Raw genomic sequence first — 12,787 nt, forward strand, 5'->3', positions numbered from 1 at the left:
CACGCTCTGCGTGGGAACGCATCCCGGGACGCTCTGCGTCCCCCGGCGTGACGCGGAGCGTCACAGGGCGCATTCCCACGCGGAGCGTGGGAACGATCAACGGACAGTGGTGATCCTGCTACAAGGTTCACATGTTGCTCGTGAAACATGACGGGATGATGGCAAAGCGTCATCAAACAGTCATGAATCTGTCGTGAAATACGGGCTCGGCGCGAAAGCGTCGGGCCCTTTTTCTTGCCTTGAGATTGCCATGACCGTGACCGAACAGCTGAGCGCTTTGAGTGCAATCCTGACTCACCGCGACTTGCACAGCCTGTTCCAGCCCATCGTGTCGCTGTCGGATCGCCGTATTCTCGGCTACGAAGCCCTGACCCGTGGCCCGTCCAACAGCGCCCTGCACTCCCCCATCAGCCTGTTCGCCGTGGCGCGTCAGGCCGGTCGGTTGAGCGAGCTGGAACTGGCCTGTCGCGAATCAGCGTGTCGGCGGTTCAGCGAGCAACAACTCGACGGCAAGCTGTTCCTCAACATCTCCCCCGAATCCCTGCTGGAAGCCTCGCACCCGCCAGGGCGTACATTGCAACTGCTGCAACGCTACGGCATCGCGCCGAATCGCGTCGTGATCGAGCTGACCGAGCAGACCCCCACTGACGACTTCGGGTTGCTCTACAACGCGCTGCACCACTACCGCGACATGGGTTTCTCCATTGCGCTGGATGACTTGGGTGCGGGGTATTCGAGCCTGCGCCTGTGGTCGGAACTGCGCCCGGATTACGTGAAGATCGACCGGCACTTCATCGACGGCATTCATCAGGACGCGGTCAAGCGCGAGTTCGTCGGCTCCATGCTGCAAATGGCCAAGGCCTCCCGTGCGCTGGTGATCGCCGAAGGCATCGAATTGCAGGAAGAACTGGCGGTACTGATCGACATGGGCGTCGATCTGGTTCAGGGCTATCTGCTGTGCCGTCCGCAAGAACACCCGCCCCGCGAGGCACGCGCACTGCTGCCAAAGATCGACCCCGGCGCGGCTGTATTCAACGAGGAAGGCAGCGATCTCAGCGCCCTGCTCGACAACCAGCCAGCCGTGGTGCAGACCACTCCGACCGCGACGGTACTGGAAGCCTTTCGTCGGCAGGCCAACCTGAACTCACTGGCCGTGCTGGATGAACAGCGGCACCCCATCGGCATCGTGCACCGGCATTCGTTGTCGGATGTGCTGTTGCAGCCGTTCGCTACCGAAATCTATGCCCGCAAGCCGATCAGCCGCTTGATGAGCGATGATTTTCTGGCCGTAGAGCTGGGCCAGTCGCTGCAACAGGTCAGCCGTTTGATCACCAGCCGCGCCCGGCAGAGGATCGAAGAAGACTTCATCATCATGCGCAACGGTGTCTACCTGGGCCTGGGGCGAGTGATTGACGTGCTTAAACTGATCACCGAACTGAAGATTCAACAGGCCCGTTATGCCAACCCGCTGACCCTGTTGCCGGGCAACGTGCCGATCCAGCAATGCCTCACGCGCATGCTGCAACAAGGGCAGGAATCGATGATCTGCTACGTCGATATCGACAGCTTCAAACCGTTCAATGACATCTACGGATACGGCCGTGGCGACGAAGTGCTGCTGTGCCTGGCGCACTGCCTGAACGATCGCATCGACCCTAGCCGCGACTTCGTCGGCCATATCGGGGGCGATGATTTTCTGATGGTGCTGGGCTCGGAAGACTGGCGCAAACGTTTGAACCTGCTGCTGGAAGACTTCCAGAACCAGTGCCGCCGCTTCTACCGCGCCGAGCATCTGGAAGCGGGCTGTTTCGTGGCGCTCAATCGTCAGGGGCAGCGTCAGGAGTTTCCGCTGTTGTCGTTGTCAGTGGGCGTGGTGCACCTGCGTCCCGAGGCCTGCGCCGCGCTGGACGCCGGCCAGTTGGCGGAACTGGCGTCACAGGCCAAGCATTACGCCAAGGATGTGATGGGGGCGAGTGTGCATGTGATCGATACGGTAGAAACAAGCGGCAAGCTGAGGCCCTGACACTGGAGAGGCGAAACTGACGCCAACCTTGTGGGAGTCGGCTTGCTGGCGAATGCATTCTGTCAGCCGGCTTATCCCTGACTGACCCAACGCTTTCGCCAGCAAGCCGGCTCCCACATGAATGGCGACATTCTTGCGTCCTTTCGCAGAGGTGAAGCTACTCCGGCTTCGCCTCTTCCGAGTACTCGAATTCAAACACCCGCACCACTTCCGCCGCGTGCCATGACGCCGCAGCGACACCATCGGAAGGCCCCGTAAAACGTCCCAGCCGTTCGGCGCATTCGAAAAAGCCAGTACGCGGCAGGCGGCTGGCGCCCTGACTGATGACCAGCGAACTGCGCAAGGGCTGCTCGGCGCGGGCATCGATAGCCGCCAGGTGCTCAAGGGCGGCAGCCAGGGTTTGCATCGCCGGAGCGGGCAATTGAATACGCTCCAGCAACGCACGGTACGTGACCAGGTGACGTTGCCGACGCGCCAGATCCAGTTCAGCCAGAAGCGCTTCCCAGTGCTGACGGCTGATCCGCACGCTCATGACTCACCTCGCCAGCCCGGCACACCCAACTCCCACGCCAGACTTCGTCGGATCGCCAGATCGGGTTGACGGGTGCCGTTTTCGATCAACTCCAGATACGAAGGGCTGATGCCGACCGAGCGCGCCAGTTGATTCAGCTCAAGCCCCTTGGCCTGACGCAGCGCGCCGAGTTGATCGAGTGCAGGAAGATCCTCAGCAGGCGCCTGATGGGCGGCCTGAGCGGCGTTGGCAGCGGTTTGCGGGCGGGACACCCCGGCGGCCTGTAACAGGGCCTGATACTGCGCCCATGGCAGCACCGCGTATTCTGGTTCTCCATCGCGAGAAATAACCTGAAGATCCATACCACCCCCTGTAGGACGAGAAGCCCTTGCTTGTAAGCTTTTTCTTTGTATTGCGGCATCTTAACAGCGGATGACAGCAGAAGGCGTGCGAACTATCGACAGAGTTTTCTCAGGAGCGACGTTTTGTGAAGATTGAGATGCGCACGACTCTGACCTTTGCGAGATCGCCAGTCGTTCAGACGCCGCGCTGTCGCGCAGCAATCGCGGCCCTGTGGGAGCGAATTCATTCGCGAAAAATCGTTCGGGCGACAGCGCTGCGTCGGTTGCCCCCACGTCTCGCGAATAAATTCGCTCCCACAGGTATTCCGCAAGCCATTTGAAGTTGTGCACTAGGCCCCAATCAATCCTTCTTCTCCTGCTCCAGCAACTGCTGCGTCGCAGGCAGGCGTTCTACCACTGCCAGCTTCTCCGGCGTCTGCCGCTCACGCCAGGCACGGAACGCGCTCAGCTCTGCGTCGAGGTTCTTCATGACCCAGGCCAGCACGGCGATGTCGTCGAGCATGCCCAGCCCCGGAATCCAGTCGGGAATCGCGTCCAACGGACTCAGGAAGTACATCAGCCCCGCGACCACCGACAGAATCGCCTTGCCACTGATGGCCCTGTACTCACCCCGCCAATACGCCAGACACAGCGCCTGCAGCAGCTTCAGATCGTCCTTGAGCTTGCCCAGGCGATTGCCCTCACTGGCCGCTTTGCCCGCCACGGCGAACAACAACGCAGGCAAACGCCCCGCTACCAGCAGGCGCCTGGCGCCGGGCAGAAAACGAATGAAATTCCAGGGTGCTTTCATGATGACTCCAGCAATGTCGATATAGACTCGATAAAAATCGACCAATCGGTCAAACGCCTCAACGGGAACGCCTCACTCGGACATGGCCGTTCACCACGCGTAAAGGGTTATCCACACAAATTGTGGATAACCTTGTGAACAGCGTCGTTTTTCCACGCTGAAACGCCCGTTTTACAGGGCCTTGGCTTAAATCGCGTGTTTTTTACTCACATCGATAAACACAACAAAACGTTGACTTGTGCAGTCGCTGACGCTATCGAGCCTCACTTTGAAACCTGTCGTCGCGATCAACAGTTCCCGACATTTACTCAGTCATGTGACGGTATTGGGACTGCCCGCGCCCTGTCCGGTTCGATCTTATTTCGACACAAATGAAAATGCCCCGTCGAGACGGGGCATTTCGTTCAAGCGGCAATCGGGAGGCGATTACTTCTTGGCAGCAGGCTTGGCAGGTTCGGCGGCCGGAGCGGCCTCCTCTTCCTCGTCAGCACCTGCGGCAGCAGCGTCGTTACCTGCAGCAGCCGGATCCTTGATGCCCAGCAGTTCCAGATCGAAGACCAGCACCGAGTTGGCCGGGATCATCGGGCTTGGGCTTTGCGCGCCGTAGGCCAGATCAGCCGGGATGTAGAGCTTGATCTTCTCGCCAACGTGCATCAGTTGCAGGCCTTCGACCCAGCCTGGAATCACGCCGCTGACTGGCAGATCGATCGGGCTGCCGCGCTCGACGGAGCTGTCGAACACCTTGCCGTCAGTCAGTTTGCCTTCGTAGTGAACGGTCACGACATCCGTCGGCTTCGGTACAGGACCGTCTGCTTTCTTGATGATTTCGTATTGCAGGCCGGAAGCAGTCGTGGTGACTTCCTTGCGCTTGCCGTTCTCTTCGAGGAATTTCTTGCCGGCGGCTGCCGACTCTTCGCTCATCTTGGCCATGCGCTCTTCAGCGCGTTTTTGCAGTTCGCCGAAGGCAGCTACCAGCTCTTCGTCTTTGAGCTTCTGCTCTTTCTTGCCGACGGCGTCTTCGATACCCAGCGCTACCGCTTTGGAATCCAGATCGTCCATACCTTCCTGAGCCAGGCTCTTGCCCATGTTCAGGCCAATGCCGTAGGAAGCTTTTTGTGCCGGGGTTTTCAGTTCAACGGTAGCGGCTTGCTTGTCGCAGCCCGCAAGTACCAGACCGACCAGGGCAATCGCCGCTGCCAACCGATGCTGTTTCATCCTGTTTCCTTGTTCATGCGCCGAAAGGGCAAACGAGTAAAGCCGCGAGCTTATCAGGCCGCCGCGATCAATGGCTACCGGCATGAGAGGGAGAAAACGCAGATAAGTTCAGGTATCCAAAGGTTTTCTTCTTGTATCAAGAAAACTGTTCAGTTTTGGTTCAGACACCTGTCAGAAATGTCAGCCTCGTCTGTGAGCCTTATTCCATCCGAGCAAGCGCAGGAGATGCCGTCGACCTTCACTTTTTCGCAATAAAGCACTTTTGCGCGGCGCATTTATGACCGCTTCCGTTATGGACATGCCGGTACATTAAGTCTCCATGGTCCCGCAGAGCGACCGACACTCCTCCAGACATCTGCCAACCATTCGGAGTCCTGTTTATGACCACACCCCGTAGCAACGCTTTGAAGCTGGCAAGTCTGGCACTTGTGATTGGCAGCACCACCCAGGCCTTCGCCGAGGACATCACATTCGTGTCTCAAGGGGGGGCTTATCAGGAGGCCCAGAGCAAGGCGATTCTGGAACCGGCTGCGAAGAAGCTGGGCCTGACCCTCAAACAGGACAGCTCGCCCAAGGCCTACCCGATCATCAAGACTCAAGTGGAGAGCGGCAAGGTCACCTGGGACGTGGTCGACCTGCCCACCGGCGATTGCGTGCGAGGTCAGCAGGAAGGTTTGTTCGAAAAACTCGACCCGGCGCTGGTGCCCAATGCCGTGCAAATCCCCGCTGCGCTGAAGGACGACTACAGCGTCGGCTACATCAGCTATTCCACGGTCCTGGCCTATCGCACCGACGCCTTCAAAGGCGACAAGGCGCCCAAGACCTGGGCCGATTTCTGGGACACCAAGAAGTTTCCGGGCCAACGCTCCCTGCGCAACCTGCCGCGCCCAACCCTGGAAATCGCTCTGCTCGCCGATGGCGTGCCTGCCGACAAACTCTACCCGCTGGACGTCGATCGCGCGTTCAAGAAGCTGGAGCAGATCAAACCCGACATCGCCACCTGGTGGACGTCCGGCGGTCAGTCCGCACAGCTCATCAGCGACGGTGAAGTGGACATGATTCAGGCCTGGAACGGTCGCATCACCGCCGTGCAAGCCGCAGGCGCGCCGGTGGCGTTCGACTACAACCAGGGCGTGCTGGAAACCAACTCGCTGTGCGTGCTCAAAGGCACCCCGCACAAGGCGGCCGCCATGAAATTCGTCAACGAAGCCATCGACGCCAGGCTGCAAGCCGCGCTGCCGATGATCATCGACTATGGCCCGCTCAACCCCGAAGCCTTCAAGACCGGCACGATCCCGGCAGACCGTGCCGCGAAGCTGCCGTCGTCGCCTGACAACATTTCCCGTCAGGCCCTGCTGTCCGCGCAATGGTGGGCATCGGATGCCGGTGTGAAAGCCGAAGAGCGCTGGTTGTCCTTCGTTCAGAAAAAGTAATGGGAGGTTCTATGTCCAACGCTTATCTCGCCAAATCACTGCCTGACGCAAGCGACCGCGATCCACAGCCCCTGGCCAACGAACAAGCTTTAGCCCGCGAGGAACGCAAGGAGCACACCTCGATGCTGTTGCTGCTGGCTCCGGCGCTGGTGATGGTCGTGGTGCTGCTGATCATGCCACTGTGCTGGCTGGCGTTTCAGTCGGTGCAGACCGAAGACGGTTTCTCGCTGGCCAACTACCTGCGCATCTTTCAGGAAACCATTTACTGGGACACCTTCGCGCTGACCTTCAAGATCAGTTTTCTGGTGACGATCCTGTCGATCGTCATGGGCTTTCCGATTGCCTACGCCGCCTCGCGCCTGCATGGCTTCTGGGCCAATCTGGTGCTGATCTGCGTCATCCTGCCGTTCTGGACCAGCGTGCTGGTGCGCTCCTACGCCTGGCTGGTGCTGCTGCAACGTCGTGGTCTGGTCAACCAGACGCTGATGGACCTTGGCATCATCGACCAGCCGCTGAACCTGATGCACAACACCACCGGCACAGTGATCGGCACGCTGCATGTGATGCTGCCATTCATGGTCTTGCCGCTGTATTCAGTGATGAAAAAGATCCCGCAGGACTTGATGCAAGCCTCGGAAAGCCTCGGCGCCAAGCCGTTCTACACCTTCCGCCGAGTGTTCCTGCCGATGGCTGCGCCGGGGATCATGGCCGGTTCCATTCTGGTGTTCGTGATCTGCCTGGGCTTCTTCATCACCCCTGAGCTGCTGGGTGGCGGGCGCACGATCCTGGTGTCGATGCTGGTGCAACGCAACGTCGAGCTTTATCACGCCTGGGGCGCGGCCAGTGCGGTCGGTCTGGTGCTGCTGTTCGTGGTGTTCCTGATCTTCTGGGGCATCAACCGCTTCATCCCCATCGAACGCATTTTGGGAGCACGTTAAATGAATCCGTTCGCTCAACTGCGTCATCTCAAACTGTCGCACCTGCTGTTCACCGTGGTGGTCATCGCGATCCTGCTGTACCTGATCATCCCGGTGCTGATCGTGGTGCCGATGTCGTTCTCTGAAGCGCGCTTTCTGCAGTTCCCGCCCAAGCAGTGGTCGCTTCACTGGTACGAGGCTTTCTTCACCAGCGTGGAGTGGATGTCGGCGGCCAAGGTCAGCCTGATCACCGCGTTTTTCACCATGGTGATCAGCCTGCCCATCGGCATGGCGGCAGCGTACGCGATCAACAACTCCAGCCTGAAGGTGGTGCGCACGCTGCAAATCGTGTTGCTGCTGCCGATGATGGTGCCGATCATTCTGATCGCCGCCGGGGTGTTCTTCGTTTACGCACGGGTGGGGCTGATCAGCACCATGACGGGCCTGGTGCTGGCGCACATCATGTTGGCATTGCCGTACGTGATCATTGCCCTGCTGGCCGGGCTGCGGAACTTCGACATGTCGCAGGAGATGGTCGCTCGCAGCCTGGGCATGAACCGCTTCCGCGCATTCATGGCCGTGACCCTGCCGCAGATCAAACCGAGCGTGGTCTCGGCGACGCTGTTCGCTTTCATCACCTCGCTGGATGAGACCGTGGTGGCGTTGTTCATCTCTGGTGGCGACAACCAGACGCTGACCAAGCGCATGTTCACTGCGTTGCGCGACGAGATCGACCCGACGATTGCGGCGATCAGCTCGATTCTGATTCTGGCTTCGTTGATTCTGGTGGTGATTGCCGGGCGCAATAAGCAAGGTTGACCGAAATACCCTGTGAGAGCACGACGCAATCTTTGTGGGAGCCGGCTTGCTGGCGAATGCGGTGGGTCATTCAACACCAAGTGACTGACACACCGCTTTCGCCAGCAAGCCGGCTCCCACAACAGCCTCGTCGCTCCGCTCCCCCAGCACAGCCTGCCGTCATTCCTTGCAATTCAGCATCAATCACCCGCTCTCCGGCCCATCTCGGCATCGGCCACTGGCGGGTCGTTTTTAAAATAAAGCCATCCTTCGCACCCAAGGCCCCTGATCATGTTGAAAAGCCAACTGCGTGACCCTTCCCTGCTCGTCGAACGCGCCTACGTCAACGGCCAGTGGATCGATTCCGATGACGGCGCCACCCTCGACGTCACCAACCCCGCCGACGGCAGCATCATCGCCCGCGTGCCTGCCCTGCAAGCCGCCGAAACCCGCCGCGCCATCGAAGCCGCCGAAGCGCGTTTCGTGACCTGGCGCGAAGTGCCTGCCGCCGAGCGGGCGAAGTATCTGGAAGTCTGGTTCAAGCTGATCATGGACAACCAGGAAGACCTGGCCCTGATCATGACCGCCGAACAGGGCAAACCGCTTGCCGAGTCCCGTGGCGAAATCGCCTACGGCGCCAGCTTCGTCAAATGGTTCGCCGAAGAAGCCCGTCGTATCTACGGCGACACCATCCCCGCACCTACCGGCGACCGCCGTATTCTGGTGCTCAAACAGCCGATTGGCGTGGTGGCCGCGATCACCCCGTGGAACTTCCCCAACGCGATGATCACCCGCAAATGCGCACCGGCCCTGGCCGCAGGCTGTCCGGTGTTGGTCAAACCCTCGGAAATGACCCCACTGTCCGCCCTCGCCCTCGCCGTGTTGGCCGAGCGCGCGGGCATCCCGGCAGGCGTATTCAATGTGCTCACCGGCCTGCCTGCTGGCGTCGGTGGCGAGATGACCGCTAACCCCGCCGTTCGCAAGTTGTCGTTCACCGGCTCCACCCGCGTTGGCCAGTTGCTAATGAGCCAGTGCGCCGCGACCATCAAACGCCTGAGTCTGGAGTTGGGCGGCAACGCGCCGTTCATTGTCTTCGATGACGCCGATCTGGACCTGGCGATTGCCGGGGTGATGCAAAGCAAATTCCGCAACGCCGGACAGACCTGCGTCTGCGCCAACCGCATTCTGGTGCAGGATGGCATTTACGACCGTTTCGCCGAACGTCTGAGCGCCGCCGTGGCGGAGTTGAAAGTCGGCGACGGCCTGCAAAGTGGCGTGACTATCGGCCCGCTGATCAACGCGGCGGCGGTGGACAAAGTCGCCCGCCACATCAGCGACGCGCTGGAAAAAGGTGCGAGCATCGCCATCGGCGGCGCACCGCAAGGTGAAGGGTTGTACGTGCAACCAACGGTGCTGCGCGACGCGAACGCCGAGATGCTGTTGGCCACTGAAGAAACCTTCGGCCCGGTCGCCCCGCTGTTCCGTTTCAAGGACGAGGCCGAAGCCCTGGCATTGGCCAACGCCACGCCGTACGGCCTGGGCGCTTACTACTTCACTCAGGACATGCGCCGCGCCTGGCGCGTGGGCGAGCGACTGGAATTCGGCATGGTCGGCCTCAACACCGGGATCATCTCCATGGAAGTCGCGCCGTTCGGCGGCATGAAGCAATCGGGCACCGGTCGCGAAGGCTCCAAGTACGGTCTGGACGAGTTCCTCGAAGTGAAGGCCTGGCACATCGGTGGCCTTGGCTGATCACTCATGCGCGTAAACGCCGACGGGCAGCAGATCGTGTTTTTCCGGCGGCGCAAAACAGCACGAACCGGATCTGCCGCTGTGTTCAGATAACAGGCAGACCTTTTGGGCCCACCCCTTCTGCATAGAGGACGCTCCATGAATTTCACTGAAGGTTTTGAATCGGTCAGCGTCAACAAAGTGTGCAAGCACTACGGCAGCCTCAAGGCGTTGAACAACGTCGATCTGAAGGTCGAGGCCGGGGAATTCATGTCATTGCTCGGCCCGTCCGGCTCGGGCAAGACCACGCTGCTGAGCATTCTCGGCGGCTTCATCCGGGTCAGCTCCGGCAGCATTTTCTTCGGTGAGCGCGACGTCACCCTGATGCCGCCGCACAAGCGCGAAATCGGCGTGGTGTTCCAGAACTATGCGTTGTTCCCGCACATGACCGTGGGCGAAAACGTGGCCTTCCCGCTGCGTGCTCGCGGCGAGAGCGCAGCCAAGAGTCGTGACCGGATCAAGAGCGCACTGGCGACCGTGGAATTGGCCGGTTACGAGGACCGCAACATCGCGGCGCTTTCGGGCGGCCAGCGTCAGCGTGTGGCACTGGCCCGCGCCATTGTCTTCGAACCAAAGTTGATTCTTATGGACGAACCGCTGTCAGCGCTGGACAAACAACTGCGCGAGATCATGCAAATTGAACTGCGCGCCCTGCACAAGCGTCTCGGCGCGACAATGATCTACGTGACCCACGATCAGCGCGAAGCCCTGACCATGAGCGACCGCATCGCGATCATGCGCGGCGGGCAACTGGTGCAGGTCGATACCCCGCGCCGTTTGCACGATCATCCATCCAACGATTTCGTGGCCAGCTTCATCGGCGAAAGCACCCTGGTGCCGCTGCAACGGAGCGCCGACAACGGCCTGACACTGGGCGCCACGACCCTGCGCACCACTCGCCCAGTGCCGACTTCAGGGGATGTGTTCCTGGCCCTGCAATCGGAAAAATTGCTGCTGGACAACGCCGCCTCCGGACCGGAGTGGAACCGTCTGCGGGGTCGGGTTTCGGACATTGTGTTCCAGGGTGAAAGCCTCAAGGTGTTCGTCGACCTCGAAGGCGGCCCGACCGTCAGCCTGCGCCAGGCCAGCCACCACGAAGGCAACCTCAATCTGCCACCGATTGGTTCGCCGATGATGATGCGTTTGCACCCGGAAGACACCATCGTCGTGCCTCGGGCTGGGGTGTAACGCTCATCACCCGTGAGAACCGGCTTGCTGGCGAAAGCGTACGGTCACAAAACATCTTTGAATGACACACCGCCTTCGCCAGCAAGCCGGCTCCCACAGGTTCGGCGGCGAACAAACGGCCTGGATCCGGCGCGGTTATCATGGGAGCCGCCTTGGTGCGGGCGGCGTCCCGACGAATGCAGTTGACCAGACAACATAGAATCTCCCACAAGGGTTCTCCTCCAGTCGCTGCATCGCTACAAATCCCCCGCAGCGAAATATTTCGAAACGCCCCCGCAAAACAACCGATCCCCCCATTCCCCGCCCGAACTTCAGCGCTTGTGGTTCCGGGCAATCCTTATCCTGATTCCATCACCCGCCACCCCGGCATTACGGAGATCGAGATGAATTCTGCACTGACTGAAAACCAACGCCTGCTGGCCCTGCGCGAGCAGCATGTACCCCGTGGAATCGCCACCGCTCACCCGGTGGTCGCTGCGCGCGCTGAAGGGGCTGAGCTGTGGGATGTGGACGGCAAGCGTTACCTGGATTTCGTCGGTGGCATCGGCGTGCTCAACGTCGGCCACAACCACCCCAAAGTGGTCGAGGCGGTGCGCCGTCAGGTCGGTGAAATCTCCCATGCCAGCTTTCAAGTCGTGGCGTACGAAAATTACATTCAGGTGGCTGCTCGCCTGAACGCGATGATCGGCGGCGACGCGCACTACAAAAGCGTGCTCTTTACTTCCGGCGCTGAATCGGTGGAAAACGCGATCAAAATCGCCCGTGGTTACACCAACCGCACGGCAGTGATTTCCTTCCGTGGCGGCTTCCACGGCCGTACCCTGCTGGGCGTGACCCTGACCGGCATGAGCCAGCCGTACAAACAGAACTTCGGCCCCTTCCCGGCTGAGGTCTATCACGCCGTTTACCCGAACGCCTATCGCGGCATCAGCAGCGAGGATGCCCTGGCCGAGCTGGACGAACTGTTCGCCACTGATGTCGCACCCGACCGCGTGGCCGCGATCATCATCGAGCCGGTGCAAGGTGACGGCGGTTTCCTCGCCGCGCCGAAAGAATTCCTGCAAGCCCTGCGCGCGCGCTGCACGCAACACGGCATCGTGCTGATTCTCGATGAAATTCAGGCCGGTTTCGGCCGCACCGGCAAGATGTTCGGTTTCCAGCACGCCGACATTCAGCCGGACCTGATCACCGTGGCCAAGAGCCTGGCCGGTGGCATGCCGCTGTCGGGCGTGGTCGGTCGCGCCGAGATCATGGACGCGCCAACGCCGGGCGGTCTGGGCGGCACCTATGGCGGTAACGCAGTGGCTTGTGCTGCGGCGCTGGCCGTGTTGGACCTGTTCGAAGAGCAGGATCTGCTGAGTCAGGGTGAGACACTCGCCGCGCAGCTCAACGAAGGCTTGCTCGCCTTGCAAAAACGCTACCCGCGCATCGGTGACGTCCGCGGTCTGGGCTTCATGCAGGCCATCGAAATGGTCGCTGATGACGCTCGCCAAAGCCCCGATGCGGCGCTGGCGCAAAAGGTCATCGACGAAGCCCGCAATGCCGGTCTGTTGGTGATCAAGTGCGGCGTGCACCGCAACGTGGTGCGCTTCCTCGCGCCACTGGTGGCCACTTCAGAGCAGGTGGCAGAAGCCTTGCAGATGCTCGACAAGGCACTCGCCGCTGCCTGCTGATCGGCTGCAAAAATCGTCGGACCCGGCCTGCTTCGGCAGTGTCGGGTTCGGGGATGAATCAGGAAGAAACCGTCACTCGTCGTTCA

At 60.6% G+C, this 12,787-nt stretch carries 11 protein-coding genes; 7 read left to right on the forward strand and 4 right to left on the reverse strand.

Annotated elements, in window-relative coordinates; all coding sequences use genetic code 11:
* The first annotated feature begins 250 nt into the window (after positions 1-250).
* Positions 251-2,023 (forward strand): bifunctional diguanylate cyclase/phosphodiesterase, encoded by a 1,773-nt coding sequence (locus ACI2KB_RS03915; protein WP_404631538.1) that lies wholly within the window; start codon positions 251-253, stop codon positions 2,021-2,023.
* Between the two features lie 157 nt (positions 2,024-2,180).
* Here the strand turns inward: ACI2KB_RS03915 and ACI2KB_RS03920 are convergent, their stop codons facing one another.
* The 4 genes from ACI2KB_RS03920 to ACI2KB_RS03935 form a co-directional block, all read right to left on the reverse strand.
* Positions 2,181-2,555: a hypothetical protein gene (locus tag ACI2KB_RS03920; protein WP_404631540.1), complete on the reverse strand. Its 375-nt coding sequence runs from the start codon at positions 2,553-2,555 to the stop codon at positions 2,181-2,183.
* Positions 2,552-2,896, reverse strand: coding sequence for a helix-turn-helix domain-containing protein (locus tag ACI2KB_RS03925; protein WP_404631542.1), 345 nt, complete (start codon positions 2,894-2,896; stop codon positions 2,552-2,554). The genes ACI2KB_RS03920 and ACI2KB_RS03925 overlap by 4 nt, the downstream gene beginning before the upstream one ends.
* A gap of 340 nt (positions 2,897-3,236) precedes the next feature.
* Positions 3,237-3,686 carry a YkvA family protein gene (locus ACI2KB_RS03930; RefSeq protein ID WP_404631544.1) on the reverse strand — a complete coding sequence of 150 codons (450 nt, stop codon included), beginning with the start codon at positions 3,684-3,686 and terminating at the stop codon, positions 3,237-3,239.
* Positions 3,687-4,112: 426 nt separating this feature from the next.
* Positions 4,113-4,901 (reverse strand): FKBP-type peptidyl-prolyl cis-trans isomerase, encoded by a 789-nt coding sequence (locus ACI2KB_RS03935; protein ID WP_404631546.1) that lies wholly within the window; start codon positions 4,899-4,901, stop codon positions 4,113-4,115.
* A 380-nt stretch (positions 4,902-5,281) separates the two neighbouring features.
* Between ACI2KB_RS03935 and ACI2KB_RS03940 the strand changes: the two genes are divergently transcribed.
* The 6 genes from ACI2KB_RS03940 (at position 5,282) to gabT (ending at position 12,701) form a co-directional block, all read left to right on the forward strand.
* On the forward strand, positions 5,282-6,334 hold the full coding sequence (locus tag ACI2KB_RS03940; protein WP_404631548.1) for an ABC transporter substrate-binding protein: 1,053 nt from the start codon (positions 5,282-5,284) through the stop codon (positions 6,332-6,334).
* An 11-nt stretch (positions 6,335-6,345) separates the two neighbouring features.
* On the forward strand, positions 6,346-7,272 hold the full coding sequence (locus tag ACI2KB_RS03945) for an ABC transporter permease (RefSeq protein ID WP_404631550.1): 927 nt from the start codon (positions 6,346-6,348) through the stop codon (positions 7,270-7,272).
* Entirely contained in the window at positions 7,273-8,070 is a 798-nt protein-coding gene (locus tag ACI2KB_RS03950; RefSeq protein WP_404631552.1) for an ABC transporter permease, read from the forward strand.
* A 270-nt stretch (positions 8,071-8,340) separates the two neighbouring features.
* Entirely contained in the window at positions 8,341-9,801 is a 1,461-nt protein-coding gene (locus tag ACI2KB_RS03955; protein ID WP_404631554.1) for an NAD-dependent succinate-semialdehyde dehydrogenase, read from the forward strand.
* A 138-nt stretch (positions 9,802-9,939) separates the two neighbouring features.
* Positions 9,940-11,028, forward strand: a complete 1,089-nt coding sequence (locus ACI2KB_RS03960; RefSeq protein WP_404631556.1) for an ABC transporter ATP-binding protein — start codon at positions 9,940-9,942, stop codon at positions 11,026-11,028.
* Between the two features lie 383 nt (positions 11,029-11,411).
* Entirely contained in the window at positions 11,412-12,701 is a 1,290-nt protein-coding gene (gene gabT / locus ACI2KB_RS03965; RefSeq protein ID WP_404631558.1) for a 4-aminobutyrate--2-oxoglutarate transaminase, read from the forward strand.
* Positions 12,702-12,787 lie beyond the last annotated feature (86 nt).

The sequence above is a fragment of the Pseudomonas sp. NPDC088444 genome, from assembly GCF_044900175.1.
Taxonomy (GTDB): domain Bacteria; phylum Pseudomonadota; class Gammaproteobacteria; order Pseudomonadales; family Pseudomonadaceae; genus Aquipseudomonas.

What these genes read in the sequence shown, in the direction of transcription:
- ACI2KB_RS03915 (WP_404631538.1), top strand. Translation starts at nt 251, where the DNA reads ATGACCGTGACCGAACAGCTGAGCGCTTTGAGTGCAATCCTGACTCAC.
- ACI2KB_RS03920 (WP_404631540.1), bottom strand. Translation starts at nt 2,555, where the DNA reads ATGAGCGTGCGGATCAGCCGTCAGCACTGGGAAGCGCTTCTGGCTGAA.
- ACI2KB_RS03925 (WP_404631542.1), bottom strand. Translation starts at nt 2,896, where the DNA reads ATGGATCTTCAGGTTATTTCTCGCGATGGAGAACCAGAATACGCGGTG.
- ACI2KB_RS03930 (WP_404631544.1), bottom strand. Translation starts at nt 3,686, where the DNA reads ATGAAAGCACCCTGGAATTTCATTCGTTTTCTGCCCGGCGCCAGGCGC.
- ACI2KB_RS03935 (WP_404631546.1), bottom strand. Translation starts at nt 4,901, where the DNA reads ATGAAACAGCATCGGTTGGCAGCGGCGATTGCCCTGGTCGGTCTGGTA.
- ACI2KB_RS03940 (WP_404631548.1), top strand. Translation starts at nt 5,282, where the DNA reads ATGACCACACCCCGTAGCAACGCTTTGAAGCTGGCAAGTCTGGCACTT.
- ACI2KB_RS03945 (WP_404631550.1), top strand. Translation starts at nt 6,346, where the DNA reads ATGTCCAACGCTTATCTCGCCAAATCACTGCCTGACGCAAGCGACCGC.
- ACI2KB_RS03950 (WP_404631552.1), top strand. Translation starts at nt 7,273, where the DNA reads ATGAATCCGTTCGCTCAACTGCGTCATCTCAAACTGTCGCACCTGCTG.
- ACI2KB_RS03955 (WP_404631554.1), top strand. Translation starts at nt 8,341, where the DNA reads ATGTTGAAAAGCCAACTGCGTGACCCTTCCCTGCTCGTCGAACGCGCC.
- ACI2KB_RS03960 (WP_404631556.1), top strand. Translation starts at nt 9,940, where the DNA reads ATGAATTTCACTGAAGGTTTTGAATCGGTCAGCGTCAACAAAGTGTGC.
- gabT (WP_404631558.1), top strand. Translation starts at nt 11,412, where the DNA reads ATGAATTCTGCACTGACTGAAAACCAACGCCTGCTGGCCCTGCGCGAG.